This is a genomic window from Aliiroseovarius sp. (genome assembly GCF_965228805.1).
Taxonomy (GTDB): Bacteria; Pseudomonadota; Alphaproteobacteria; order Rhodobacterales; family Rhodobacteraceae; genus JASBTN01.
In genome coordinates this window covers 410,025-436,227 of sequence record NZ_CBDDIE010000003.1, presented here as the reverse complement: position 1 = coordinate 436,227, position 26,203 = coordinate 410,025, and the positions used below count along the sequence as shown (strand labels likewise).

27 protein-coding genes are annotated in these 26,203 nt (G+C 64.9%); 12 read left to right on the top strand and 15 right to left on the bottom strand.

Translation table 11 applies throughout. From position 1 onward, the window contains the following. The first annotated feature begins 71 nt into the window (after window positions 1–71). The 5 genes from ACO07D_RS03230 to ACO07D_RS03210 are packed head-to-tail and all read left to right on the top strand — an operon-like array spanning window position 72 to window position 4,705. Window positions 72–1,487, top strand: a complete 1,416-nt coding sequence (locus ACO07D_RS03230) for a YcjX family protein (RefSeq protein ID WP_421701512.1) — start codon at window positions 72–74, stop codon at window positions 1,485–1,487. After that, window positions 1,484–1,930, top strand: a complete 447-nt coding sequence (locus ACO07D_RS03225) for a GNAT family N-acetyltransferase (protein WP_421701511.1) — start codon at window positions 1,484–1,486, stop codon at window positions 1,928–1,930. Before ACO07D_RS03230 ends, ACO07D_RS03225 begins: the two co-directional genes overlap by 4 nt. Then, window positions 1,927–2,934 carry a YcjF family protein gene (locus ACO07D_RS03220; RefSeq protein ID WP_421701510.1) on the top strand — a complete coding sequence of 336 codons (1,008 nt, stop codon included), beginning with the start codon at window positions 1,927–1,929 and terminating at the stop codon, window positions 2,932–2,934. Before ACO07D_RS03225 ends, ACO07D_RS03220 begins: the two co-directional genes overlap by 4 nt. Continuing rightward, window positions 2,931–4,223: an SDR family oxidoreductase gene (locus ACO07D_RS03215; protein WP_421701508.1), complete on the top strand. Its 1,293-nt coding sequence runs from the start codon at window positions 2,931–2,933 to the stop codon at window positions 4,221–4,223. Before ACO07D_RS03220 ends, ACO07D_RS03215 begins: the two co-directional genes overlap by 4 nt. Next, a complete protein-coding gene (locus tag ACO07D_RS03210) occupies window positions 4,223–4,705 on the top strand; it encodes a DUF2269 family protein (RefSeq protein ID WP_421701507.1) in 483 nt (160 codons plus the stop codon). The genes ACO07D_RS03215 and ACO07D_RS03210 overlap by 1 nt, the downstream gene beginning before the upstream one ends. Window positions 4,706–4,744: 39 nt before the next feature. Here ACO07D_RS03210 and ACO07D_RS03205 read toward each other — a convergent pair whose 3' ends face one another. Together ACO07D_RS03205 and ACO07D_RS03200 are read right to left on the bottom strand one after the other, a co-directional pair. After that, the gene (locus ACO07D_RS03205; RefSeq protein WP_421701506.1) at window positions 4,745–5,860 is read right to left on the bottom strand and encodes an FAD-dependent oxidoreductase; all 1,116 of its coding nucleotides are present in this window, start codon (window positions 5,858–5,860) and stop codon (window positions 4,745–4,747) included. A gap of 683 nt (window positions 5,861–6,543) precedes the next feature. Further along, entirely contained in the window at window positions 6,544–6,954 is a 411-nt protein-coding gene (locus ACO07D_RS03200; protein WP_421701505.1) for a group III truncated hemoglobin, read from the bottom strand. A 235-nt stretch (window positions 6,955–7,189) separates the two neighbouring features. On the opposite strand from ACO07D_RS03200, the gene ileS reads away from it, so the two are divergent. Together ileS and ACO07D_RS03190 are read left to right on the top strand one after the other, a co-directional pair. Continuing rightward, window positions 7,190–10,135, top strand: a complete 2,946-nt coding sequence (ileS, locus tag ACO07D_RS03195; protein ID WP_421701504.1) for an isoleucine--tRNA ligase — start codon at window positions 7,190–7,192, stop codon at window positions 10,133–10,135. Window positions 10,136–10,206: 71 nt separating this feature from the next. After that, window positions 10,207–10,665 (top strand): methylated-DNA--[protein]-cysteine S-methyltransferase, encoded by a 459-nt coding sequence (locus ACO07D_RS03190; RefSeq protein ID WP_421701503.1) that lies wholly within the window; start codon window positions 10,207–10,209, stop codon window positions 10,663–10,665. Here ACO07D_RS03190 and ACO07D_RS03185 read toward each other — a convergent pair. The 5 genes from ACO07D_RS03185 to fsa all read right to left on the bottom strand — a co-directional run bounded on the left by ACO07D_RS03185 (window position 10,662) and on the right by fsa (window position 14,782). After that, entirely contained in the window at window positions 10,662–11,360 is a 699-nt protein-coding gene (locus ACO07D_RS03185) for a CDP-alcohol phosphatidyltransferase family protein (RefSeq protein WP_421701502.1), read from the bottom strand. The two genes, ACO07D_RS03190 and ACO07D_RS03185, sit on opposite strands and share 4 nt — an antisense overlap. A gap of 106 nt (window positions 11,361–11,466) precedes the next feature. Beyond that, window positions 11,467–12,003 (bottom strand): hypothetical protein, encoded by a 537-nt coding sequence (locus ACO07D_RS03180; RefSeq protein WP_421701501.1) that lies wholly within the window; start codon window positions 12,001–12,003, stop codon window positions 11,467–11,469. A gap of 66 nt (window positions 12,004–12,069) precedes the next feature. After that, window positions 12,070–13,014: a tyrosine recombinase XerC gene (locus ACO07D_RS03175; protein WP_421701500.1), complete on the bottom strand. Its 945-nt coding sequence runs from the start codon at window positions 13,012–13,014 to the stop codon at window positions 12,070–12,072. Then, a complete protein-coding gene (locus ACO07D_RS03170; RefSeq protein ID WP_421701499.1) occupies window positions 13,011–13,715 on the bottom strand; it encodes a DUF484 family protein in 705 nt (234 codons plus the stop codon). The genes ACO07D_RS03175 and ACO07D_RS03170 overlap by 4 nt, the downstream gene beginning before the upstream one ends. A 413-nt stretch (window positions 13,716–14,128) precedes the next feature. Next, entirely contained in the window at window positions 14,129–14,782 is a 654-nt protein-coding gene (fsa, locus tag ACO07D_RS03165; RefSeq protein ID WP_421701498.1) for a fructose-6-phosphate aldolase, read from the bottom strand. A gap of 84 nt (window positions 14,783–14,866) precedes the next feature. Between fsa and ACO07D_RS03160 the strand changes: the two genes are divergently transcribed. Beyond that, window positions 14,867–17,059, top strand: coding sequence for a primosomal protein N' (locus ACO07D_RS03160; protein WP_421701497.1), 2,193 nt, complete (start codon window positions 14,867–14,869; stop codon window positions 17,057–17,059). Window positions 17,060–17,134: 75 nt separating this feature from the next. Here ACO07D_RS03160 and ACO07D_RS03155 read toward each other — a convergent pair whose 3' ends face one another. The 4 genes from ACO07D_RS03155 to ACO07D_RS03140 form a co-directional block, all read right to left on the bottom strand. Next, complete coding sequence (locus ACO07D_RS03155; protein WP_421701496.1) at window positions 17,135–17,764, bottom strand: LysE family translocator; 630 nt, start codon at window positions 17,762–17,764, stop codon at window positions 17,135–17,137. Next, window positions 17,754–17,987, bottom strand: coding sequence for a hypothetical protein (locus tag ACO07D_RS03150; RefSeq protein ID WP_421701495.1), 234 nt, complete (start codon window positions 17,985–17,987; stop codon window positions 17,754–17,756). The genes ACO07D_RS03155 and ACO07D_RS03150 overlap by 11 nt, the downstream gene beginning before the upstream one ends. Window positions 17,988–18,065: 78 nt before the next feature. After that, window positions 18,066–18,779, bottom strand: a complete 714-nt coding sequence (locus tag ACO07D_RS03145; protein ID WP_421701494.1) for a copper homeostasis protein CutC — start codon at window positions 18,777–18,779, stop codon at window positions 18,066–18,068. A gap of 61 nt (window positions 18,780–18,840) precedes the next feature. Continuing rightward, the gene (locus tag ACO07D_RS03140; RefSeq protein ID WP_421701493.1) at window positions 18,841–19,905 is read right to left on the bottom strand and encodes a YeeE/YedE family protein; all 1,065 of its coding nucleotides are present in this window, start codon (window positions 19,903–19,905) and stop codon (window positions 18,841–18,843) included. Window positions 19,906–20,055: 150 nt separating this feature from the next. Here ACO07D_RS03140 and ACO07D_RS03135 point away from each other — a divergent pair, with 150 nt between their 5' ends. From ACO07D_RS03135 to ACO07D_RS03120, 4 genes are all read left to right on the top strand, one after another. Further along, entirely contained in the window at window positions 20,056–21,297 is a 1,242-nt protein-coding gene (locus ACO07D_RS03135; protein ID WP_421701492.1) for an MFS transporter, read from the top strand. 51 nt (window positions 21,298–21,348) lie between these two features. Beyond that, window positions 21,349–21,996, top strand: coding sequence for a peptide-methionine (S)-S-oxide reductase MsrA (msrA, locus tag ACO07D_RS03130; protein WP_421704977.1), 648 nt, complete (start codon window positions 21,349–21,351; stop codon window positions 21,994–21,996). 387 nt (window positions 21,997–22,383) lie between these two features. Beyond that, a complete protein-coding gene (locus ACO07D_RS03125) occupies window positions 22,384–23,256 on the top strand; it encodes a 50S ribosomal protein L11 methyltransferase (protein ID WP_421701491.1) in 873 nt (290 codons plus the stop codon). A gap of 105 nt (window positions 23,257–23,361) precedes the next feature. Next, the gene (locus tag ACO07D_RS03120) at window positions 23,362–23,724 is read left to right on the top strand and encodes a hypothetical protein (protein ID WP_421701490.1); all 363 of its coding nucleotides are present in this window, start codon (window positions 23,362–23,364) and stop codon (window positions 23,722–23,724) included. A 92-nt stretch (window positions 23,725–23,816) separates the two neighbouring features. On the opposite strand, the gene ACO07D_RS03115 is transcribed toward ACO07D_RS03120, so the two are convergent. The 4 genes from ACO07D_RS03115 to ACO07D_RS03100 form a co-directional block, all read right to left on the bottom strand. Next, complete coding sequence (locus ACO07D_RS03115) at window positions 23,817–24,230, bottom strand: hypothetical protein (RefSeq protein ID WP_421701489.1); 414 nt, start codon at window positions 24,228–24,230, stop codon at window positions 23,817–23,819. 129 nt (window positions 24,231–24,359) lie between these two features. Continuing rightward, a complete protein-coding gene (locus ACO07D_RS03110) occupies window positions 24,360–24,893 on the bottom strand; it encodes a peptidoglycan-binding domain-containing protein (protein WP_421701488.1) in 534 nt (177 codons plus the stop codon). Window positions 24,894–25,002: 109 nt separating this feature from the next. Next, window positions 25,003–25,749, bottom strand: a complete 747-nt coding sequence (locus tag ACO07D_RS03105; RefSeq protein ID WP_421701487.1) for a sulfite exporter TauE/SafE family protein — start codon at window positions 25,747–25,749, stop codon at window positions 25,003–25,005. Between the two features lie 36 nt (window positions 25,750–25,785). Then, complete coding sequence (locus ACO07D_RS03100) at window positions 25,786–26,169, bottom strand: OB-fold nucleic acid binding domain-containing protein (protein ID WP_421701486.1); 384 nt, start codon at window positions 26,167–26,169, stop codon at window positions 25,786–25,788. Between the last annotated feature and the right edge of the window lie 34 nt (window positions 26,170–26,203).

The following is a 26,203-nucleotide window of genomic DNA, read 5'->3' as shown; positions in this document are numbered from 1 at the left end:
AGAAGCGGGCAGAACTGGAACCGCGCCGCCGGAATGCCTATGTTCCGGGTAAGAATTGAAGGAGCAGGCGATTGGGGCTGGGTGATCTTGCCGACGGAATTGCACGTCAGATCGAGGCGGTCGGCGATGCCACGCATGAGGCATTGTTCGAGCCGGTGATCCGGCTCGGTGTGACCGGCCTGTCGCGGGCGGGCAAGACGGTGTTCATCACCTCGCTGGTCGCCAACCTGATGAACCGCGGCCGCATGGTGCAGCTGGTTGCCGCCGCCGATGGGCGTATCCACACCGCCTTTCTGCAACCGCAGCCCAACGATACCGTGGCGCGCTTTGAATACGAAGATCACTTGGCCGCCCTGACCGGCCCCACCCCCCGCTGGCCTGAGGGCACCCGCGCGGTGAGCGAACTGCGCCTGTCCTTCCGGGTGCAGCCGACGGGGCTTCTGGGCGGGATGCGCGGGCCGCGCACGGTGCACCTGGACATCGTCGATTATCCCGGTGAATGGCTGTTGGACCTGGGCCTGCTGGATCTGAGCTATGCCGATTGGTCCGCCCAGGTGCTCACGCGCATTGCCGACCGCCCGCAGGCCGCCGATTTTCTCTCCGCCGCCGATCACGCCGATGGCGAGGCGCCGTTTGACGAGCTTGCCGCCAAGCCGGTGGCCGAGGCCTTTACCGCCTATCTGACCGCCGCGCGCGAGGCGGGGTACTACGACTGCACGCCGGGCCGTTTCCTTTTGCCCGGGGATATGGCCGGCAGCCCGGCCCTGACCTTTGCGCCGCTGCCCAAACCTGCGAAACCGCCCCGGCGCAGCCTCTGGCGCGAGATGGAGCGACGCTTTGAAGCTTACAAGTCCCGCGTGGTGAAACCCTTCTTTCGCGACCATTTCTCGCGTATCGACCGGCAGGTGGTTCTGGTCGACGTGCTGGGCGCGATCAACGCTGGTCCCGCCGCGCTGGACGATCTGCGCCGCGCCATGGCCGAGATCCTGTCGGCCTTCCGCCCCGGGCGAAACGCCTTTCTGAGCCAGCTTCTGTTGGGCAAGCGCATCGACCGGATCCTGTTTGCCGCGACCAAGGCGGATCACCTGCACCACAGCCAGCACCCCCGCCTGACGGCCATTACCGAGGCTTTGCTGCGCGAGGCGCGCGACCGGGCGGATTTCGCGGGTGCCAAGACGGCGGCCATGTCCATCGCCGCCCTGCGCACCACCACCGAGGAAACGCTGGACCACAAGGGCCGCACCCTGGACTGCGTGCGCGGCACCCTGCTGGACACCGGCAAATCCGCTGCCTTCTACCCCGGCGACCTGCCCGAGGATCCCGCCCGGCTGCTGGCGCCCGCACGGGAAGGGGCGGAAAAGTGGCTCGATGCCGATTACCGCATCATGCGGTTCGCGCCCGCTCAGATCAGCCTGAAACCGGGCGAGGGCCCGCCGCACATTCGGCTCGACAAGGTGGCCGAGTTCCTGATCGGAGACCGGCTGTGACCCTCACGCTTACCCCTGTTCCCGCCAGCCCCGAGGATGCGCCCTTCATCGCCGCGATCCTGTCGGACTGGATCGACGCCACCCCCTGGATGCCACGGGTTCATACCCATGAGGAGGACCGGGGCTTTGGCCGGATGCTGGTCGACAGGGGCTGGACCCATGTGGTGCGCGAGGATGGCGAGGCGGTCGGGTTCCTGTCACGTGATGGGGCCGAGGTGCACGCACTTTATGTCGCTGGGTCCGCACGTGGGCGGGGTGTTGGCAAGGCACTGCTGGATCAGGCGAAAGCCGCCACGCCGCTTCTGCAGCTTTATACGTTCGAGGCCAACCAGCCTGCACGGCGGTTCTACCGGCGCGAAGGGTTCGTCGAGATTGGGCGCACGGATGGCTCCGGTAATGATGAGCACTTGCCCGACATCCGTTATGAATGGAGGCGCCCATGAGCGGCGAGAAATCAGATGCAAATGGCCCGGTGCTGATCGAGCTGGATGCCCCGGCTGAGGACACCCCGGCCTCCGCGCCGCCGGTGCCGGAACCCGAAGCGCCAGTGCCCACGGGCCAGGCGATGCAGACCGTCGCGACCCTGGCCGCGCGCCCGCCCAACCGGCTGCTCAGGTGGTTCCTGTCGCTCGGCGTGGCGCTGGTGGGCTTTGTCGCCAGCGTGGCGGCCTATGATTTCGTGACCGGGTTGATTGCCCGTTCCCCCGCGCTGGGCGCCGCCGCCCTCGCGCTGACGGTGGCTTTTGTACTGACGCTGCTGGGCCTGGCCTTCCGCGAATGGATCGGCTTCGTGCGCCTGCGTCGCGTCGACGGGGTGCATCGCAAGGCCGAGGAGGCCCTTGCGCACAAGTCCCTCCCCGAAGCGCGCGCGGTGACGGCCGGGTTGAAACGGCTTTATGGTGGGCGTGATGATGTGAAATGGGGGCTTGAGCGCTTCGCAGACCGTGCCGAGGAACAGTTCGAGGCCGAAGACCTTTTGGCACTCGCCGAGGTCGAGATCCTCGCCCCGCTGGACGCACTGGCCCAGGCCGAGGTCGAGGCCGCGGCGCGCCAGGTTGCCACGGTGACGGCCCTGGTGCCGCTCGCTTTGGCCGATGTGGTCACCGCGCTCACGGCCAATATCCGCATGATCCGCCGGGTGGCGGAGATCTATGGCGGGCGCTCCGGCACGCTCGGCAGCTGGCGCCTGACCCGTGCTGTGATGACCCACCTGGTGGCCACCGGCGCGGTGGCGGCGGGGGATGACCTGATCGGCTCGCTCGCGGGCGGTGGCGTGCTGTCGAAACTCTCGCGCCGCTTTGGCGAGGGTGTGGTGAATGGCGCGCTGACCGCCCGGGTGGGCGTCGCCGCGATGGAGGTCTGCCGCCCGCTGCCCTTCAACCGCAAGGCGCGGCCCTCGGTCTCGGCCCTGGTCAGCCGGGCTCTGGCGGGGCTGTTCGGCAAGTGACGCGGGTTCTGGTCATTGGTGCCTATGGCATGATCGGGGCCGAGGTCGCCCGCGACCTGACGGCCCATGGGATTGCGGTGACGGCGCTGGGGCGTTCACAGGCTACGGCGCGCCGGGTGTTGCCTGATGCGGATTGGGTCTTTCACGACCTGCGCGACTTGCCTGCGGCGACCGACTGGGCGCCGCTGGTTGCCGGGCATAGCCACGTCATCAACTGCGCGGGCGCGCTGCAAGAGAATGGGCGTGACAACCTTTCGGTGGTGCATGACGCCGCGATCTCCGCACTCGCCAAGGCCTGCGCCGAGGCAGAGGTCGGGTTGATCCAGATCTCTGCCGTCGGGGCCGAGGCCTCTGCCCCGACGGAGTTCATGGGCTCCAAGGCGCGCGGGGATGCGGCGGTGCGCGCAGCGGGCGGGGCTTGGTGGATCTACCGCCCCGGCCTTGTGCTGGCGCGCACTGGCTATGGCGGAACGGCGCTGATGCGCCTGCTGGCCGCCGTACCTGTCATTCAGCCGATCACCTTTGCGCGCTCGCGCATGCAGACCGTGGGCATGTCGGATATCTGCGCCGTCATTCGCCGCACCTTGGCGGGAGAGATCGCTCCGGGCACCGAGGCCGATCTGGTCGAGGATGAGGTGCATACGCTTGAAGAGATCATTGCCGCCTATCGCACCTGGCTGGGCTTTGCGCCCGCCCGGATGACCCTGCGTCTGCCGGGCTGGATGACCCGGCCCGTGGGCTGGCTGGCCGACGGGCTTGGGCGGCTTGGCTGGCGCTCCCCGTTGCGCTCCACCGCGCTTAGCATCACGGCCGCCGGGGTCGAGGGGGATGCCCTCCAGACCCATGCCCTTCTCGGGTGCTCTGCCACACCCCTGCAACAGACCTTGGCGCAGGCCTCGGCTCGCGCCGAAGACCGGCTCTCGGCCCGCATCGGTCTGCTCATGCCGCTGGTAATCGCCGGGTTGTCGCTGTTCTGGATCTCCTCGGGCCTGATCGGCGCCGCGCGCCTGTCCCAGGCGGCCGAAACATTGGCCGAGTGGCCGGTATGGCTCGCAAAAACCTCTGTCCTGTTCTGGGCGGCGGTGGATGTGGCGCTGGGCCTGACCGTGCTCTACCGCCCCTGGGTGAAGCGCGCGCTTTGGGGCATGGTGGCGGTTTGCGGGATCTACCTGGTCTCTGCAAGTGTATTCACACCCGCGCTCTGGCTCGATCCGCTGGGACCCTTGGTCAAGGTCATTCCCGCCGCGCTGCTGGCCCTGATCACCCTGCCCATGGTAGAGAGCCGCTGATGGAATATCTTTTGATCCTCAGATGGTTGCATGTGATCGGTGCCTGTGTGCTGCTGGGCACGGGGGCGGGGATTGCCTTCTTCATGCTGATCGCCCACCGCACCGGGAAACCGGCGCTCATTGCCCATGTGGCGGGTACAGTGGTGTTGGCCGATACGCTGTTTACTGCCACCGCCGTGGTTGTACAGCCGATCACCGGCATGCTGCTGGCTTGGGGGCTGGGGTGGAGCCTCACCGAAGGCTGGATCGTCCTGTCGCTGGCTCTTTATGTCGTCACCGGGATATTCTGGTTGCCGGTGGTCTGGATCCAGATCCGCCTGCGCGATCTGGCCCGCGCCGCCGAGGCCGAGGGCGCCGATCTTTCCGCCCGCTATCACCGGCTCTGGCGGGTCTGGTTCGCCTTCGGCTTTCCTGCCTTCGCGGCGGTCATGGGGATCGTGTGGCTTATGCTGGCGCGGCCGGATATTCCTTTGCCGTTTTGAACCGCATCGGACGGGTCATGTCACCGCGCACGAGGCCGGTCAGGAAGCGCGGCACCGGCGGGATGCGTGACAGAGGATAGAACAGGTGATCGCGTAGGACCGGCAGGACACGGCTGTGGGACTGGTACTGCGGCGTGAAACTGGCGCTGGTCCATTGATAAAACCGCACATGCCAGCGCCGTGCCTTGGCGTAGAGCGGAAGGCGGTTTCAACCGGGGCCAGGCGCAGCGCCACCGCCAGCGCTCGGGCATCCAGGAGCGCCATGTTTGCCCCTTGCCCCAGCTGCGGGCTGGCGCGGTGGGCGGCGTCCCCGATGAACGCGATCCGGTCGCCATAGGGCCTGCGGAGCGTGCCGTGGCTGTAGCGCGCCATGGTCATCTGGTCTGGGTCGGTGATCCCCTCGAGAAACGGCGCGAATTCCGGCCAGAGCGTGGTGGCTTCGGCTTTCCAGACCTCCAGGCCCGCCGCCCGCCAATCTGCGTGGGCGTCGTGCGGCATCGACCAGAAGATCGCGCCCTTGGGCCGGTCACAGCCCGGCATGCGCCCCACCGGCATGGCGCCGATCATGTGCCGCGCGCGGCGGTATTTCTGGCGCAGTTCGTCGGTTGGGATCGTTGCCTGATCGGGCCAGTCTATCGTACCCCAGATCGCGCCGAAGGGCAGGGCGCGGGATTTGAGCGGCGAAAGGGCGGAGTTTGCCCCGCTCGCATCCACCACCAGGTCGAACGGCCCTTCGCGTGCGCCGGAGGCCAAGGTGATCCACCCGCCCGAGGCCCCGGTGACGCGGGCGCCTGTCACGATCTCGATCCCGGCGGCGCGCGCCGCTTGCAACAGCGCATCGAACAGGGCTGCGCGGTGGATCGACAGGCCGAACGCGCCGTCTCCGCCCCGGTCATAAGAGACAAAGAGCACCGGTCGGCCCGACTTGGCCTCGTGTCCCTGCATCCGCGTGATTCGTGCACCTGCCGCCAGAGCCGCCGCGCCCGCGCCGATCTCCTCCAGCACATCCAGGCCGACCGGTTGGATGACAAGACCCGAGCCCACCGGGCGGGGCGCATCAAACTGGTCGAACAGTGTTACGTCATGGCCATCCCGGGCCAGATAACAGGCGGCGGCCAATCCGCCGATGCCCGCGCCTGCAATGGCTATCTTCATGAAATCAAACCTTGTCCTTCAACATGGGCAGATTGCGTTGCCTGGCTCAGAGGTGCAAGGCATCCGGGGACTTCATTTTCCGACAAAATATGTCAACTATTTGAAAAACAACAAAATTTTCCAATTTCGCTCTTGCGCAACTCGATGGGCAGCCCTAAGTTCAACTCAACGGACAAGGCCAGAGGGCCAGCCGCCAGCAAGCAAGGAATGCCCCCAGCCAGCCAACGCCAGCACGGGGATACCCAGCCAGCCAGCATCCGTCGCCAATCGCATTTCGCACAAGCAACGCCGCCAGGCAGCCACGCAGCTTTCCGCCACGTCGCAACCTCGCCCCGCAGCCACACCGCCAGATGCATCCGCCGTTACGCCAGGTCGCTCCGCAGCCTTTCGCCACGCAGCCCCCGCGCCAGACAGACGGGTGACGCCCAGCTGATCCGCCACGCACGTGGCCCTCGAGCAAGTCCAGATGCCCGCGTTGTATTCCGGGCACTTAGGTGAGGCCCCGCCGCAGGCAGCAAACGCCACCCACCGGCCGCCCATCGACACTTGCCAAATCTTCGGGAACAGGACATGGTTCGACCTGTTGGGCCTTCAGCTCCAGATTCCACAGAAAGCCCAACCGCCAGCCGCCGCCAGCACCACGCATTCTTTGAAAGGGGCGGAATTTTCCCGAAAACGCGCGTTCAGCGCAGCACCGGCATGCCTGCGTCGCGGTCGCCCATCGCCATGCGGAATCCGCGCGCGATGCGATGCGCCATGGCACCCCAGGCAACGGCGACCTCGGGCGGCAGTTCGGCGGCCAGGGTTCCTTCGAACAGGTCAAGCCAGATCGGGAAATGATCGAGCTTGATCAGCGGGTTGCCCACATGCGCCGCCATTGGGTTGCCGTCATACCCTTCAGTGCCCAGAAGGGCCCGCGCCCAGAACCCGTCGATTTTCGCGATATGCCTGTCCCAATCCGCATCCGTCTCGCCAACATGGGCGGCAAAGACCGGGCCCAGCACCGCGTGACGGCGAATGCGGGCATAGAATCGGTCCATCACGCGGGTGATTTCTTCCTGCGTTACGGGGAAGCGTTCGATCTTGTAGCTCATGGTCTGCCTATAGCCCGAGTGAAACGGTCGGGCAATCCGGGTCGGCAGGGGCAAATCCGCGCACTGGACGGCGCCTGCGCCCCGGCCTATAAGGCCGATATGATGCATGCACAGGCCATCATTATTCGAATTATAAGCCCGGCGCTCTGACCTTCGAGCCGCCGGGACAAGGCGTATGGAAAACCGCGCCGCCCCTTCGAAAACGCCAAGAATTCCCCTGAAAAGGACCGGACAGATGTGTTCCGACACCCCCGACTACAAAGACACGCTGAGCCTGCCTCAGACCGATTTCCCCATGCGCGCGGGCCTGCCCAAGCGCGAGCCCGAATGGTTGGACCGTTGGGAGAAGATCGGCGTCTATGATCGCCTGCGCGAGAAAGAAGGCCGCCAGCCCTTTACCCTGCACGATGGCCCGCCCTATGCCAACGGCCACCTGCACATCGGCCACGCGCTGAACAAGGTGTTGAAGGACATGATCGTGCGCTCGCACCAGATGATGGGTTTCGACGCGCGCTATGTGCCCGGCTGGGACTGCCACGGGCTGCCGATCGAATGGAAGATCGAGGAGCAGTATCGCAAGAAGGGCAAGAACAAGGACGAGGTCAACGTCGTCGACTTCCGCCAGGAATGCCGCAAGTTCGCCGAAGGCTGGGTCGACATCCAGCGCGAGGAATTCAAGCGCCTGGGCATCACCGGCAACTGGCCCGATCCCTACCTGACGATGGATTTCCACGCCGAGCGTGTGATCGCCGAGGAATTCATGAAGTTCCTGATGAACGGCACGCTCTATCAGGGCTCCAAACCCGTCATGTGGTCGCCGGTGGAAAAGACCGCCCTGGCCGAGGCCGAGATCGAGTATCACGACCACAAGTCGCACACGATCTGGGTGCCGTTTGAAATGAAATCGGCAGTGTATGACGCAGAGCCGTCCGATCACCTTCCTCTAGGATTGACTGATGCTCGTGTAGTGATCTGGACTACCACGCCATGGACGATCCCGTCGAACAAGGCGGTCGCCTACAACAACAAGGTGGCCTATGGGCTCTACCGCGTGGACGCGACCGAGGAAGAGAGCTGGACCAAACCGGGTGACCTCTACCTCTTCGCGGACACCCTGGCCGAGGATACGCTGGGCAAGTCGCGTGTGACCGAGTTTACCCGCGTCCGCGATGTGGACCCGTCCGAATTTGAAGGTGTGATCCTCAAGCACCCGTTCCATGGTCTGGACGGCGCCGAGGGCTTCTGGGACTACGACGTCCCCATGATCGACGGCGACCACGTGACGGACGACGCGGGCACCGGCTTCGTGCACACCGCGCCCAGCCACGGGGCCGACGACTACGAAGCCTTCGTCGCGCGCAACTGGATCGACCGGATGACCCATAACGTGGGCGAGGAAAGCGAATTCCTGCCCCATGTGCCCTTCTTCGCTGGCCTTCAGGTCTTTGACCGCAAGGGCAAGGAAGGCAAGGCGAACAACGCCGTGATCGCCAAGCTGGTCGAGGTCAACGAAAATGGGGGGAGGGGGATCATCGCGCGTGGGCGGGTGACGCACAGCTATCCGCACTCCTGGCGCTCGAAAGCGCCGGTGATCTTCCGCAATACGCCGCAGTGGTTTGCCTCGGTGGATCGTGAGGTCGGTGACGGTCAGGACGAGATGGGAAAAACCATCCGCGAACGGGCGCTGAACTCGATCGACCAGTTGGTGAAATGGCACCCGCAGACCGGCCGCAACCGCCTCTATTCGATGATCGAAGCGCGCCCGGACTGGGTGCTGTCGCGCCAACGCGCTTGGGGCGTGCCGCTGACCTGTTTCGTGAAGAAGGGGCTTCTGCCCACCGACGAAGGCTTCCTGCTGCGCGACCCCGAGGTGAACGCCCGCATCTGCGCGGCCTTCGAGGAAGAGGGCGCCGATTGCTGGTACGAGGACGGTGCCAAGGAACGCTTCCTGGGCAATGGCTACGACGCGGATGAATGGGAGCAGGTCTTTGACGTGCTCGACGTCTGGTTCGACAGTGGCTCGACCCACTCCTTCGTGCTGCGCGACCGCGCGGACGGGACCGAGGACGGCGTCGCCGACGTCTACCTGGAAGGCACCGACCAGCACCGCGGCTGGTTCCATTCGTCGCTCTTGCAGGCCTGCGGCACCAAGGGCCGCGCGCCTTACAAGAACGTGGTGACCCACGGCTTTACCCTGGACGAGAAGGGCATGAAAATGTCCAAGTCGCTGGGCAATACCGTCGCGCCGGAGCAGGTGATCAAGCAATATGGCGCCGATATCCTGCGCCTGTGGGTGGCGCAGTCGGACTATACCGCCGACCTGCGCATCGGGCCCGAGATCCTGAAGGGCGTGGCCGACAGCTACCGCCGTCTGCGCAACACCATGCGTTTCATGCTGGGCAACCTGGACGGGTTCTCGGATGCCGAACGGGTCGAACCCGCTGACATGCCCGAGCTGGAGCGCTGGGTGCTGCATCGCTTGGCGGAACTGGATCACTTGGTGCGTGACGGCTATGCCAAGTTCGATTTCCAGGGCGTGTTCTCTGCCGTGTTCAACTTTGCCACCGTCGAGCTGTCGAGCTTCTATTTCGACATCCGCAAGGACGCTCTTTACTGCGACGGGGCGGACAGCCGTGCGCGCCGCTCGGCCCGCACCGTGCTGGATATCCTGTTCCACCGCCTGACCACCTGGTTGGCGCCGGTCCTGTGTTTCACCATGGAAGACGTCTGGCTGGACCGCTTCCCGGGGGACGACAGCTCGGTGCACCTGGAAGACTTCCCGGTCACCCCCGCTGATTGGCTGGACGAGCCGCTGGCCGCCAAATGGGCCGGCATCCGCCAGGCCCGCCGCGTGGTCACCGCCGCGCTGGAGATCCAGCGGCGCGACAAGGTGATCGGCGCCTCGCTGGAGGCCGCGCCGGTGGTGCACGTGCGCGACGCCGAAGTGCTGGAGGCGCTGAAATCGGTCGATTTCGCCGACGTGGCAATCACCTCGCAAGTGGTGCTGACCGGTGACCCGATGCCAGCCGAGGCCTTCCGCCTGCCGGAAGTCGAAGGCGTGGGCGTGGTGTTTGAAAAAGCCGCGGGCGAGAAATGCCAACGCTGCTGGAAGATCCTGCCGGATGTGGGCAGCCACGCCCATCCCGGCACCTGCGGCCGGTGCAACGACGCGCTGGGCTGAACATCCGAAAGCGCAAGATTCGGAACGCCCCGACCTTTCGTGTCGGGGCGTTTCGCGTTTAAACTTGTCCCATGGCAGTTGCGGTAGTGAACACGCCCGTGGGGCAAATCGGTGTGCGCGAGGACGCAGGCGCGATCACGCGCCTGACCTGGGACATGGTGGCGGAGGGCGAGGTGACGCCGCTGCTGAACGAGGCTCTGGCGCAGCTTTCGGCCTATTTTGACGGGCGGCTGACGCAGTTCGACTTGCCACTTCAAGTCGGTGGGTCCGAATTTCAGCGCGCGGTTTGCGATGCCATGTCCGCAATCCCCTTTGGCGACACGTTGACCTATGGCGAGATCGCCAAGTCCGTAGGTCGACCCGCACAGGCGGTCGGTTCGGCTTGTGGCGGGAATCCGATCCCGATCATCATTCCCTGTCACCGCGTCTTGGGGGCGGGGGGCAAGATGGTCGGGTTTTCCGGTGCCGGTGGCGTTGAGACCAAGGTCTGGCTTTTGCGTCACGAGGGCGCGGCGGGTTTGCTGATCTAAGCGGCCTTGCGTGCTGGGATGATCTGCTGCGCGATACCCGCCAGAAGCAGGTAGATCGATGTCCCGGTTAACCCCCAGAGTGCCCAGCTTTCCGGGTGGAAATCGACCCAAGCCGCCCATCCTGCAAAGCCGGTCCAGGCCAGTGCAATTGGCAGAGACACCAAACGCCAGCGCTCGGTGCGGACCGGGTGGACGAATTTCAGTGGGGTGAACATGGCGATGGCAAGTGCGACGACGATACCCAGCATCAGCCAGAAGTTGGGCTCGGTGGCAAAGAGCACGATGATCACCATATTCCAGCAGCCGGGAAAGCCCGCAAAGGAATTGTCCTTGGTTTTCATGCGCGTATCGGCGAAGTACACCACGCTGGCATAGGTAATCACGATGATCGCCACCCAGCCGGTCCAGCCGGGCAGAAGGCCGGATTTGAACAGCGCATAGGCCGGGATGAACACATAGGTCAGGTAGTCGATGATCAGGTCCATCAGCACCCCGTCGAACTGTGGTGCGTTGGTCTTGACGTCGTAGCGGCGCGCCATCGGCCCGTCGATCCCGTCCACGATGAAGGCCACCACGAGCCAGACGAACATGAGCCCCCATTTCTCTTCGACAGCGGCCAACGTGGCCAGCATGGCAAAGACAGCGCCGGTGGCGGTGAAAAGGTGGACGGCCAAAGCTTTCGACTGAATGTTCATCCCGGCTTTCTGCCGTAAATCGGCCTGGGGGGAAAGAGGAAAGCGCGGGGATGGTGTCGCAGCGGGCTTAGGCGCCGATCAGGAGGTGCGCCTCAAGTTGGACCGTTCAACCCGAATCTCTGTCGAGCAGCGCGCTGAACAGCGCCTCGGCTCCGCTCATCATCGGGGCCACGCCGAAATCGAGCCTTTGCGATTGCGCCGGGGCGCCGACTGCGAAGCCTGTTTGATCTGGATGTTCGGCCACCGGGGCCGGAACCTGCTGCGTCATCGCGTCTTTCGGATGTTCCGATACGGGCGGAGGTGGCACCGGGTCGGCACCAGATGCGAAGGCGTCTGCGGCTTGGTCCGGGTGTTCGGAGACGGGCGGTGGAGGGGATCCAGGCGCGGCGACGTCTGGGTGTTCAGATACTGGAGCATCCCGCATGTTGCCCCACGGGCCGATCCTTGCGTCAGGTTGGCGTTGTTCGTCCAGAAGGGTCGGATTGGCCCATGCCACAGTGTCACTGGCGGATTCCGGCGGATTACCGCGCAAGGTGTCCAGGAAGTTGCCGCCATCAAACCCGTCGGCAGAGGCCGCGGCCTGGGGTGTATTTTGCTGGTCGTTCTTCAGGACCAGCGCATAGGGCGATGTCGCGTCGATCATGTCTGCGCCTTTCTGGTCTGCGGAAGTGATCAGACAGCAGGCTTGCAGAAAATGCTGAACAAACGGTTAGCCGCGTTTGGAGGGGCTTTGCGCGCGCGGGTGGGCGGCGTCATAGACCTCCATCAGCCGGGTGGCATCCACCGCCGTGTATGCCTGGGTGGTGGACAGGCTGGCATGGCCTAGCAGCTCCTGGATCGCGCGCAGGTCGCCGCCCGCGTTCAAGAGGTGGGTTGCGAAACTGTGGCGCATCGCATGGGGTGTGGCGGAGGCGGGCAGGCCCAGTTGCAGCCGTGCCGATTCCACTGCCTTTTGCACCTGCCGGGGGCCGAGCGCCCCGCCGCGCACCCCGCGAAACAGCGGTTTGTCTGCCTCCAACGGGTGCGGGCAGAGGGCCAGATAGCTCTGAACCGCCTCGCGCGCGGCGGGCAGGACGGGCACGAGCCGTTCCTTGCCGCCCTTGCCGATGATGCGCAGCACCTCGGGCAGGGGCACGTCGGAGCCCATCAACCCCAAGGTCTCGGAGACCCGCAGCCCACAGCCGTACATCAGCGTGACCACCGCCATGTCGCGCGCACCGACCCAGTCCTGGCGGGCCTGATCGCCTGCGGTTTCGATCATGCGTTTGGCCGCATCGGCGGCAAGCGGGCGGGGCAGTTTGTTGGTAAACTTCGGCGCGCGGGTGGACAGGACGGCGGTGGCGTCGAAATCGTCGCGGTCCGACAGCCAGTGGTAGAAGTTCTTCACCGCCGAAAGCTTGCGTGCCAGCGTACGGGCCGAGCTGCCATGGGCGCGCTCATGCGCCATCCAGGCGCGCATGTCGCGAAGGCCGATCCCGGAAAGTGCCCGGCGTCCTTGTGGTCCACCCAAGTGCTGGCCCAGGAAGGCAAGGAAGCCGATCAGGTCGGTCTGGTAGGCCTTCAGCGTATTCTCGGCCGCGTTGTCCAGCGCGCGCAGGTGGGCGATCCACCCGGAAAGCGCATCGCGCGCGCCGTCAGAGATCGCAAGCGTCACGACAACCAGCGGCGCATCGCTCGTTCAAAGACGCCGCCGAAGAAGGCCAGAAGGTCGGTGCCCTGCCCCGGTTTGAACTGATGCGGATCCTCGGCGCCCATGACCAACATGCCGGGCAGACGGCCTTCGCCCAGGTCAAGGCGCAGGCAGGCTTCGGATCGGATCCAGAAGGGGTTTTCACCATAGATGCGCACATCCGGCTCCTGCACCTGGCGCAGGGTGACCGGGCGGGCCAGGTCGCGGCTTTGCGTGAGGTAGCTGTCGATGAAGCCGGGTTCGGCGGTGGCCAGCACCGCGCCCAGCTTCTGCACTGCCGGGTTGTCGTCCGCCTGCACCGTTTCCAACACCAGGCGCACGCAGTCGACGCGTAGGATCTCGGCGACTTCGCCATCCAGATCCTTGAGGAAATCGGCGAAATCCGCAGGGTCCAGCATGCGCAGGATCGCCTTGTGGATCAGGTTCATGCCGGCGAGGTTTTCATAGGCCGCCGCGATGACGCTGCGGTGGGTTTCCTCAAGCCGGTCGAGCCGCGCCTCAAGCCTCTCCATCGCCAGCCCACGCATGTCGACGATATTGGCGCCCATGGATTTGTCATTGGCGGCGATCAGGGCGTGCATCAGCTCCTGGTCGTCGAGGATCAGTTCCGGTTGGGTCATGATCTTGTCGCGCAGATCGGTGCCGATCGGGGCGGGAATGCTCATGTCTGCCTCAGATGTTTTTTGTTTGTTGTGGGGCAGTATAGCGGGGGTTGAGCGGGATTTCAGCAGCTTTTTGGTGGGCTGGAGAAAACGCGCCGAACCGAGGGCTTGATGCAACGCCCATCGAGCGCACGCGAAGATGTGTCTTCTGGAGCCGCGCAGCGGCGACGCGCTTGCGTTGACCCGGCAGGCGAATTCGCGTGCGAATTCTGCCGAGAGGGGGCCCTCCCCACGGGAGGGCGCATTCCAACGCTACAATCAACACAGGCGTTTCAGGTGGGGCACTCCGCTCACCCCACTGCACCGTTCCCAAGCGCCCACCCAGGGTCGGGCGCGTCGCCGCTGCGCTAATCGGTCAAAGAAAGCCGCCGCACCATCCGGTACGGGGGCTCTGATGTTCTGGGCAGGCGTGCCTCTTACAGGATCTTGATATCCGCGGCGGCGATATCGGCCAGGAAGGCGTCCAGACCCTTGTCGGTCAGCACGTGCTTGGCCATGGCCTGGATCACCGACGGCGGCGCGGTGGCCACGTCGGCGCCGATCAGCGCCACGTCCTTCATGTGGTTCACGGTGCGGATCGAGGCGGCCAGGATTTCGGTCTCGAACCCGTAGTTGTCATAGATGGTGCGGATGTCGGCGATCAGCTCAGCGCCATCCAGGTTGATGTCGTCCAGACGGCCGATGAAGGGCGAGATGAAGGTCGCGCCGGCCTTGGCCGCCAGCAGCGCCTGGTTGGCCGAGAAGCAGAGCGTCACGTTGACCATGGTGCCATCGTCCGACAGCGCCTTGCAGGCTTTCAGGCCGTCCCAGGTCAGCGGCACCTTGACGGCGATCTTGTCGTCGATCTTGGCCAGCTTGCGGCCTTCCGCGATCATGGTCTCGGCGTCGGTGGCGGTGACCTCGGCGCTGACCGGGCCGTCGACCAGGTCACAGATCTCCTTGGTGACTTCCAGGATGTCACGGCCGGATTTCTTGATCAGCGAGGGGTTGGTGGTCACACCGTCCACCATGCCCAGGGCGTTGAGCTCGGCAATGGCTTCGATATCGGCGGTATCGGCGAAGAATTTCATCGGTCAGGTCCTGTCTCAGACGGGTTCATGTTGGCGGTCTCATAGCCTAAACATGTGCCTACAGAAACCCCAAAGGAGTCGCCCGTGAGCGTCAGGTTCTACAATGCAGGGGAGCGGGTGGGGGTGCTGACCACCCAGCCGCTGGACCGCATCCTGACCTATCGCGCGCCCGAGGGCGGCTGCTGGCAGGGCGCCTATGTCGAGGTGCCGCTGGGTCCGCGCAAGGTGATGGGCGTGGTCTGGGGACCGGGCGAGGGGGGCTTTGACGCCTCCAAGCTGCGGTCTGTCATTCGCGTGCTGGATCTGGCGCCCATGAGGGCCGAAATGGCCGAGTTCCTGACCCGCGTCGGTGACTATACCCTGACCCCGATGGAGCAGATGCTGCGCCTGGCCACCCGTGCGCCGGGCCTGACCGATCCGCCCGGTATGCGCAAGATCTACCGCCCCGGCGGGCCGCGTCCCAACAAGATGACCGATGCGCGGGTGCGGGTCATGGATGCGTTGGACAGCTACGGCGGCTTGGGCTTCACGTTGAAGGAGCTGTCGGATCTGGCCGGGGTGTCGTCCTCCGTGGTGAAAGGACTGGTGAAACTGGGGGCGATCCGCGAGGAAGATACGCCGCGCGACGTGGGCTATCCGCTTCTGGATGCGTCCCTGTCCGGCAACGAGCTGACCGATGATCAGGAGGCCGCTGCCCGGGAGCTACGCGGGGGCGTTCGCTCGCGCAAATACGGCACCACGCTTCTGCGCGGTGTGACCGGGTCCGGCAAGACCGAGGTCTATATGGAGGCCGTTGCCGAATGCCTGAAACAGGGCCGCCAGGCGCTGGTTCTGTTGCCGGAGATCGCCCTGACATCGGAATTCCTGAAACGGGTTGAAGCGCGGTTTGGTGCGCGGCCTGCCGAATGGCATTCCGGCGTCACCATGACGGAGAGACGCCGCTGCTGGCGCATGGTGGGCGAGGGCGAGGCGCAGCTGGTGGTCGGCGCACGGTCCGCGCTCTATCTGCCGTTCCGCGAGCTGGGGTTGGTGGTGGTCGATGAGGAACATGACAGTTCCTACAAGCAGGAGGATGGCGTGCTCTACTCCGCCCGGGACATGGCGGTGATGCGGGCAAGCCTGTGCGATGCGCAGGTGGTGCTGGCCTCGGCCACGCCTTCCTTGGAGACCTGGGCCAATGCAGAAGCGGGCAAGTACACACGCCTGGAGCTGAAAAGCCGCTTCGGCCCGGCGATCCTGCCGGATATGCGCACCATCGACATGCGCGCGCAAGAGCTGCCGTCGAACCGCTGGATCTCGCACACGTTGCGTCAGGCGGTGAACGCGCGGATCGAGAAGGGCGAGCAGAGCCTGTTGTTCCTCAATCGTCGCGGCTATGCGCCGGTGACAATCTGCCGGGCCTGCGGGCACCAGATCGGCTGCGACCACTGCGACGCGCGCATGGTCGAACACCGGTTCCTGAAACGTCTGGTCTGTCATCAATGTGGCGAGACGAAACCGATCCCCGATGCCTGCCCCTCCTGTGAAGCCGAAGGCAAGCTCGCCCCGGTCGGGCCGGGGGTGGAGCGCCTGGCCGAAGAGGTGCGCGAGACCTTCCCGGACGCCCGCGTTGCGGTGCTGTCCTCGGACCTGTTCGGGTCCGCGCGGGCCCTGAAGGAACAGGTGGAACTGATCGCGGCAGGTGGCGCCGACATCATCATCGGCACGCAGATGGTGGCGAAGGGGCACAACTTCCCGCTGCTGACGCTTGTCGGGGTGATCGACGCGGACCTGGGCCTGCAAGGCTCCGACCTGCGCGCCGCCGAACGCACCTTTCAACTCATTCGCCAAGTGGCGGGCCGGGCAGGGCGGGCCGAGGTGCCCGGCGTGGCGCTTCTGCAAACTTGCCAGCCCGAACACCCGGTCATCCGCGCGATTGTGGCAGGCGACGAGGAAGCCTTCTGGAAGGCCGAGGCGATGGAGCGCCGCGGGGCAGGGGTGCCGCCCTATGGGAGACTGGCCGGGATCGTGCTGAGCTCGCCGGACGTGCAAGAGGTCTTCGACCTCGGCAACGCCATGGCGCGAAACGATGGGCCGCTCCGCCAGATCGGCGCCCAGCTCTTCGGCCCCGCCCCCGCGCCGATTGCGCGCATCCGAGGCCGCCACCGTGTGCGGTTGCTGGTCAAGGCCGATAAGGGCGCGCCGTTGCAGGCGGCGCTCGCACGCTGGCTGAGGCAGTTTCCGGTGAAGGGGGAGTTGCGGATCAGTGTCGATATTGATCCGCAGAGTTTTTATTGACGGGTGAAGGTCGAAGGGCCGCTGAGCGGGATTTGCTGCAATTGCGGGTGTTCTGACGAACGTCAGCTCTTTGCCCTACTGGCGCGAGACTGACTTCAACCCGAGAAGCAACGCTGCGCCAATCATAAAGCCACCGCCGATCCGTTCGATCCAGACTCGAGCGCTGCCCTTGAACCGTTTGACAATCCAACCCGATCCAAGGCCATAGGCAGACAGAAAGAGCCCGTCCATGACAATGTAAGTTGAGGACAGTATCAAGAACTGCGGCCAGAAATCAGCATCGCTCGTGATGAATTGCGGGAAGAGCGCCGCGAAGAAAACAACAGCTTTCGGGTTTGCAGCGGACGTCAGGAAGCCTTGGAGCCAAAGGGTTCGCAGCGAAGCTCTCTTCCGCTCGGTGCGCGCATTTGCGTCATCTGGTTTGGCGCGTCGGATCATGCGGATACCCAACCAGATCAGATATGTAACCCCCGCCCACTTGATGACGGTCAGGGCAGTTGCAGATGCGGCTATAATGGCGGCCAGCCCCAAACCCGCCGCCAGCATCTGCAAGGCGTTTGCTGAAAGGTCGCCTGCGGCGGTCGACAGCGCGCGTTGGAAACCATGAACGCCACTATTGGTAAGCATCAACAACTGGCTTGGTCCGGGCGTGCTCATCAACGCCAGAACGGTCAAAACGTACAATGTCCAGGTTTCAATTGGCATCTGTTGGCACCCTATCGTTCTCCGCATTCTTATCTTGAACGTAACTCTTCACAATTTGGAAGTGCTTTAGTGCCGTGCGTTGCGGGATAACAGACATTGGCTGCGACGCGGAAAACTGGAACTCTGGGCTTTTTGCGGACGGTCGCCCCACACTGGCTTCACCCCGCTGCCCCAGCAGCACATCCGTCACCATCGCGCCCACCCACATGGCAAGCAGCGCCACCCAGGCGGTGCCGTCGAAGGGAAGGGGACAGGCGAGCGTCGATATTGGTTCGCAGCATCTGCATCAAGCGGTGATCGGCTAGCTTCGGCTGATCGGCATGGCCTCCACCATCTCCCGCACCGCGTCCTGCGACGTCTCGAACCGCCCCGCTGGGGGATCAAAGTCGGAGAACGCGGGGTCGCCGGGGGCCTTCTGGTTGCAGGCCGCGTGCGCTTCCTGGGCGCCGGATCGGGTCAGGACGTCGCGCACATTATCTGCGGTCAATCCGCATCCGGGCATCACGGACAGCCGTCCGTTGGCCCGTTCGACCATGCGGGCGATCATGTCGACGCCTTCAGGCGCGGTCGGTCGCGCGCCGGAGGTCAGCACGCGCTCAAACCCCAACTGAATGGCCTGATCCACGGCAAGAACGGGATCCGGCACGACATCAATGACCCGGTGCAAGGTCTTGCCCAAGGGGCCGACGGCCTCGACCAACTTGGTCAGGGTCGCCATGTCCAGCGCGTCATCCGGGCCCTGAACTCCCAAGACCACGCCCGCAAGCCCGGCCTGGCGGGCACAGGCGATGTCTGCCAGCATGATGTCCACCTCTTCGGCTGAGAAATGAAACAGCCCGCAGCGGGGGCGGATCATGGCGTAACAGGGGATCGGCAGCGCGCTGGCCGCCTGCATCAGCCCGGCGGACGGCGTGAGCCCGCCTTCGGAGAGGGACGAGCAGAGCTCCACCCGGCCCGCGCCGCCCTGCATCGCGGCAATGGCACCGTGCAACGTGTCGACGCAGACTTCCAGCATGTCAGACCTCCCGTTTCGGGGATCTGAGGTCAGTTGGGGGCATATTGCAAGGAAAAGCGCCTTAGACCGTGGCGGCTTGTCCGCCCCGTTGATCCACCAGCACATCCGTGACCATCGCGCCCACCCACATGGCCAACAGCGCCACCCAGGCGGTGGCGACGAAGATGGAGCCTCCGGTCACGCCCGCACCAATCGCGCAGCCGCCGGCCAGCATGCCGCCGAAACCCATCAGTACGGCGCCTGTCATGGACCGGCGCATCATCGCCTCGCCTTCGAACCCCTGCCACTTGAACTCGCCCGAGAAATAGCTTGCGGCAAAGGCGCCGATGACGACGCCGGGCACCAGGCCCACGTCGAATTCCAGCACCGGGTCGGGGATCAGGAAGAACATCAGTGTATTGGCGGACGGGCCGGTAAAGGTGGCCGAGGTGACGGTGACCGGGTCGAAGGCCACTTGGCTGAGGTTGTAGGTCAGCACCCAACCCAGGGCGACGGCGAAGCCCACGCCGGAGCCGAAGATCAGGCGTTTTGCCCCCAGCCCCGCCTTGCGCGCGATCAAGAGCGCCAGCACGGCGCAGGTCGCGCCCAGGGCCAGGCCGAACCAGTCGGGCAGGCGCAGCGCGGTCAGCAGGTTCACATTGGTGCCGCCATCCGTCATCCAGAGTCGTGCCAGCCAGTCGCGGACGGGGTTGAGCCATCCGTGCAAGCTCATCTGCGCAACCACGGCGAAGATCATGCCGGACACGACCGAACGCAGGTTGCCCGTCGCCGCCAGTACCAGAAGGCGGCCCGAACAGCCGCGCGCCAGCACCATGCCGACGCCGAAGATCAGCCCGCCGATGATGGCGCCCGACCAGCTGCCGGTCACTGCCATCATGCGCGCGTCCTCGGGCCGCATCAGGCCCAGCAGGGTCGCCCCCTGCACCCAGACCAGCGCGGTCGAGAAACACAGGAGCCACACCGCGACCGAACTGTCGAGCATGCGGCGGGCGAACTCGACCGTAGCTGCGCGCAGGCAGAAGCGCGCCTTCTGCGCCGCCACGCCGAAGACGATCCCGGTCATCAGACCGAACAGAGCATTGGATGGGGCTTCGCCGATCCGCTCCACGATGGGCAGAATATCCATGTCTCTCCTCCCTGCACGTCCGGGGCCGGTTTTGCCGGACATTGTCGCATGGGTCGCACATGCGCTCCTTGATATATATCAGGTCATATCGGAATCCGTGCATATGTTTTGCCCTCGCCTTGGCGGGAAATCGGGCGTATGGCGGGGGATATGACGACGCGACACCACATCCTGACCCTGGACGAGGCCAAGGCCCTGCCGCTCTGGCGCCGACCCATCACACTGCTTCTGCTGATGGCGGTGGCGATGCCGATTGCTTTTTCCACCTGGTCGGCCCTGCTGAACAACTGGGTCATCGAGGTGGTCGATTTCACCGGGGTCGAGATCGGCTGGCTGCACACGGTGCGCGAGATCCCGGGTTTTCTTGCGATTGGCGTCATCGCCCTGATGATGCTGATGCGCGAGCAGGTGCTGGGCGTGGTCGCGCTGGGCCTGCTGGGCGTGGCGACCGCGCTGACGGCGCAGTTCCCCAGCCTGGGCGGCATCCTGACCCTGACCATGCTGAGCTCGATCGGCTTTCACTACTATGAAACCGTGAACCAGTCGCTGCAGCTGCAATGGATCGAAAAGTCCAAGGCGCCTCAGATGCTGGGCTGGATCACGGCGGTGGGGTCGGGTGCGTCGCTGCTGGCCTATGGGTTGTTGGTGCTGACCTGGAAGACCCTGGGGCTGAGCTACAATACGGTCTACATGATTGCAGGCGGCATCACCGCGTTGATCGCCGTCTTCTGCTTCTTCGCCTACCCGCAGTTCGAAAGCCCCGAGCCGCAGCTGAAACAATTCGTGCTGCGCCGTCGCTACTGGCTCTACTATGCGCTGCAAGCGATGTCGGGCGCGCGGCGACAGATCTTTACCGTCTTCGCTGCCTTCATGATGGTCGAACGCTTCGGCTTTGAGGTGCACGAGGTGACGGGGCTGTTCATCGCCAATTTCATCGCCAACATGATCTTTGCGCCCCTGATGGGCAAGGCGGTGGCGCGGTTCGGCGAACGCCGCGCGCTGGCCTTCGAATATGTCGGGCTGGTGATCGTTTTCCTGGCCTATGGCGGGATCTACTACTTTGGCTGGGGCGTGGTGCTGGCCGCCGCGCTTTATATCATCGACCACCTGTTCTTTGCGCTGGCCTTCGCGCTTAAGACCTATTTCCAGAAGATCGCCGACCCGCAGGATATCGCGCCCACGGCGGCGGTGGCCTTTACCATCAACCATATCGCGGCGGTGTTCCTGCCGGCCGCCTTGGGCTACCTCTGGGTGGTCTCGCCCGGGGCGGTCTTCGGCCTGGCCGCGGGCATGGCCAGCGTGTCGCTGGCGCTGGCCCTTATGATCCCGCGCCACCCGGAAAAGGGCAACGAAACCGTGTTCTCACGATTTGTTGCACAGGCGGCCGAGTAGAAATCGGGCGTGCCGGTGGCTATCTTTGCCGAAAGCGATCAGGAGGCTCATATGTTCTTTGCCAAGAAAAAGGTGGAAATGGTGACGCAGGATACGGCTCTTCCCGGGCGCGCGGAGGGGATCGACTATGGCGCCACCCATCACGTCTTTGGCCGCCCGCTGAGCCTTGATGTGCCCGACGGGTTCGAGGTCGCGGTCTTCGGAATGGGCTGCTACTGGGGTGTCGAGCGCATCTTCTGGCAACAGCCCGGCGTCTGGCTGACCATGGTTGGCAATGCGGGCGGCTATACGCCGAACCCAACCTATCAGGAGCTTTGCACCGGTCAGACCGGGCACACGGAAGTTGTGCGTGTGGTCTATGACCCGGCCAAGACATCGTATGAGGCGTTGCTGAAAGTGTTCTGGGAAAACCACGACCCGACCCAGGGCAATCGCCAGGGCAATGACGTGGGCACCCAGTATCGCTCGGCGATCTATGCGAGCACGCCGGAACAGCTCGAGGCGGCCCGCGCCTCGATGGAGACGTTCGAGCCGCGGCTGGAACAGGCCGGGTTGGGGGCGATCACGACCGAGATCGCCATGGCCGGGGCGTTCTACCCCGCCGAGGAATACCACCAGCAATACCTGTCCAAGAACCCGGGCGGCTATTGCGGCATCGGTGGCACCGGCGTGAGCTGCCCGATCGGCACGGGGGCCTAACCCGCCGCCCCCGGCACGGCTCCCACCCTGGCGAGTGTTGCGCAAGCGGCAAGGCGTGTGGCCTCCCACCCCGCCGCACCGGGGGCAGCTCCCCTATCTTCCATCTTTCCTGAAATATCCTGGGGTGAGGCCGAAGGCCGAGGCGCTGACCGGCAGCGGCCCTTGTGGCCGCGAGAGGTGATGAAACCCCTCCAGGCTCACGAAGTGAGCTCCAAGCTTTCGCGGTGCAAAGCACCGCTGCCGCCGACCGCGCTTTTGGCCAGGCCAAAAGCGCTAGGCCCAACGGGCAGCAAGCCGAAGGCGCAGATGGCTGGCGGGAGCACCACCTGCGCTTGACGGCCAAGCGTCACGGGTCTACCCCCCTTTCAACCACTGAAAGGACGCCCCATGCCCACCTGGACCGCTCTCACCACCCTTGATGGCAAGGACCAAGCCGAAGCGCTCGGCGCGGCGATGGAGAACCTGATCCCCGAACCCACCGGCATCGGCGTTTTCGAGGTCGAGGATGACAGCGGCCTCTGGGAGGTCGGCGGCTATTTCACCGAGGAACCGGATGCGGCGGGGCTGGCGCTGTTGTCCACCATGCATGGGGCCAGGGACTTCACCGTCTCGGAACTGCCTGAGGTCGACTGGGTCGCCCATGTGAAACGCGAACTTGCCCCGGTCGAGGCCGGGCGGTTCTTCGTCTACGGCTCGCATGACGCCGATCAGCTGCCCGAAGACAAGATCGGGTTGTTGATCGAGGCCGCCATGGCCTTCGGCACCGGCCACCACGGCACCACGCTGGGCTGCCTGCGCGCGCTGGATCGGCTGGCCGAGGGTGGCTTTGCCGGCAAGAACGTCGCCGATATCGGCTGTGGCACCGCGGTGCTGGCCATGGCCGCCGCGCGCATCTGGCCGGAACCGGTTCTGGCCGGTGACATCGACCAGGTGGCCGTTGACGTGGCCCGCGCGAACGTGGCTGCCAATGACCTGGATGGTCGCGTGACCTGTGTTGAGGCCGCCGGTTTCGACGCCCCCGCCCTGCGCGACGCAGCCCCTTTCGATCTGGTCTTTGCCAATATCCTCAAGGGTCCGCTGATTGGCCTGGCACCGGACATGGGCGCCTCGATCCAGCCCGGTGGCTATGCGATTCTCTCTGGCATCCTGAACCCGCAGGCCGATGAGGTGATCGCGGTTTATACACGAAACGGGTTCAATCTGGTGCACCGCGAAGAGATTGTTGACTGGACCACGCTGACCCTGCAACGCGAGCCCTGAAATTGCCTTGGAAACAATCGGTTTCTAGGCATTTGCCACATTCTCGCCGCATTTCGCCGTATTCTTGTCACTGTTGCTGGTGGGGGCCAGTAATAGGAGGCGAAGATGGCGGACGCCAACTACGTCAGATTCAACAAACGGCTGCGTGATATCGACAGCAAGCACCGCAAACTGTCGCGGGGCTACGTGCAATTGGTCGAACGCGACGGACTCCTCGTCCCGGTCTCGACGCGCCGCACCGCCCGCCGTGGCTTTCCGTTCCGGGGTCTTCTGCTGACCCTGGCCGGTTTCCTTGTGTTCAAGGCTGTCCTGCTGACCCATCTCGGGCCCATCACCTACGGTGAACGGGTCGAGAAACTGGCCGGTGGAACCACCCTGGAGCAAGCAGGAGCCTGGGTGATGCGCGCCGACCCGATCACAATGTGGATCACGCGGCAGATCGGGCTGCAGCTCGACGCGCTGTCCTGACAAGAATTCGATAAGGCCCGGCGGCATGTCCCCCGGCGGGTTCGACCTGTGAGAGAGAAGGGCTGTGACGGGAAACCGTTGCGGCCCTTCGATCATCCCGCCTGCGCCTTCCGCGACAGCCAGCGGGTCAGGGCAATGATACGCAATGCTGCGATCACGAAGATCAGCACGTCGATCAGAAACAGGGCCAGGGGTTGCACAATCCACGCGATGGAAAACAGCGTGCCGGGCGTCAGTTCCGACAGCCCACGAAACTCGGCATACCTGTACAACATGCCCTGGGCCGCAAACAGAAGCGTCAGGATCAGGCTGTCGCGCCAGCAGGCAAAGAGCATGGTCCAGTTGTTGACGGGCGAGGGCGCCAGCCCCTCGGTCTCGCGGGTCCGTCCGTAGAAGGCGAAGCCGATAACGACCAGCCCGGCCGCCAGCACAAGGGCCACCACGGACAGGTTGAACATCGCGCCCTTGAAGGCGGGCGAGTTGGCGATTTCATACAGGCGGTCCATCGGCTTCCCCAGGTCGTATTTCGGGGTGTAGATAAGCCTCAGATTGGGGGGGGGCGTCAATCAGAGCGGGAAATTTTTCTGATGCGTTATCGCCCCGCATCTCCGAAGCCAGGGCTGTTGCCCCGCCGTCTATTCCAGATCTGGCAGATCATAGGCCACCAGCCCCAACCGGCGGGCGCTGTCCATGGTCAGGATGTCCGAATTGAACCCGGGCAGCTGGAACTGGCGAATGGCGCGGCGGGTCTTGGCGTCCATCTCGCCGGTGATGGCGCCGCGATAGATGCCGCGTACCTCCAGCGCGCGTTGGACTGAGGCGATGAACTCGGGCGTCATCTGGTCGGGGCAGGGGACCTCGAAGAAGAACTCCTGCCGGTCCTGCACGATGCGCTGGCGCGTGTCGGTCTTGTAGACTGCGGGCGCGATGATCGCCCCGTCCGAGGCGATCTGCGGCGGTTGTATCAACACCTGTTCGGTAACGGTCTCGATCACGGCGGGGGTCACGTCCTTGCCATAGCAGGCGCCATCCACGGCGTCGGGCGGGCCTTCGCCCGGGGCCAGCAGGGTGGCGCCCTCGGGGGCGGTGGGCAGGCCGGGGGCCACGCAGGCGGTCAGCGCCAGGAGGGCTGCCAGAGGGGCCACCAGGGAGGTCAGGGGTCGGATCATTCTGCTCGTCTCGGCTCTTATTGGGGGAGGACCGCTGGCGGGACGATAGCCGGTTTTGTCGCAGGGGCATAGACCCCGCCCGGGTGGGTCGGCAGTGCCGCGCCGAGGCTCAGGCGATCAGGCGCCAGAAGAATACCGCGCTCATTGAGAATCCGACGACTGCAATCAGCGCGCGGACCAGCGATTTCGGCAGGGCGCGGGCGATCGGTGCACCGGCATAGCCGCCCAGGATCGCGGCGACCATCATTGCCGCCGCCAGTTTCCATTCGACCAGCCCGCCAATCGCAAACACCGCGACCGAGATGGCGGAAAGGGCAAAGGACAAGCCGTTCTTCAGCCCGTTCATCTCGTGAATGTTTGCCATGCCCCAAAGGGCAAACAGTGCCAGCAATACGATGCCTAGCCCGCCGTTGAAATAGCCGCCGTAGATCGACACGAGGATCAGGCCGGTGGCCCCTTGCGGGGTTACCCCCCGGCTGTGGCTGGCGGCCCAGGCGCGGATGTGGTCACCGAACAGGAAGGCGAGGGTGGCGCCCAGCAGCAGGAAGGGCACGACCAGCGAGAAGGCCTCGTTCGACGAGACCAGAAGCAGGAGCGAGCCGATCAGCCCGCCCAACAGGGTCAGCCCGGTCAGGCGGATCAATTGGCGACGGTCAAACCGGGCCAGTTCCTCGCGAAACCCCAGCGCGCCGCCCAGGTAGCCCGGGAACACCGCCACCGCGCTGGTGGCATTGGCCGCGACCGGTGGCACGCCGATGAATACGAGTGCGGGAAAGGTCAGGAAGGTGCCACCGCCGGCAATCGTATTCAGCACGCCCGCGCCGAAGGCGGCGGCGAGGATGAGCAGCATGTCCATGGGGCGTCCCTTGCGTTCAAATGGCCTTGTCCCGGCCTAGCAGCCTGCCCGTTCGCTTTCCAGTGCGTTGTCGGCCGGGGGGCGGGCCAGTTCATCCAGCATGGGCGAGATATCCTCGATCACCTCGGCAATGATCTGCACCACCCCGCTTTCGCGCTGAAGCTTGCCGGTGACACGCAGGCAGCGGCCCGAGACGACGGCGCGGCGGAACCGCTCATGAACCTTTCGCCAGACGATGATGTTGGAGATCCCGGTCTCGTCCTCCAGCGTCAGGAAGATCACCCCGTTGGCCGTGCCCGGCCGCTGGCGCACCAGCACCAGCCCGGCCACGCAAACCCGCGCGCCATTCGGTGGCTCGTTCAGGCGCGCATGGGGCAGCGCATGCGGGGGGCGGGGCCAGCTGTGCATGAAGGTCGACATGGGAACATTATAAGAACATTTGCCGGGGTGACAC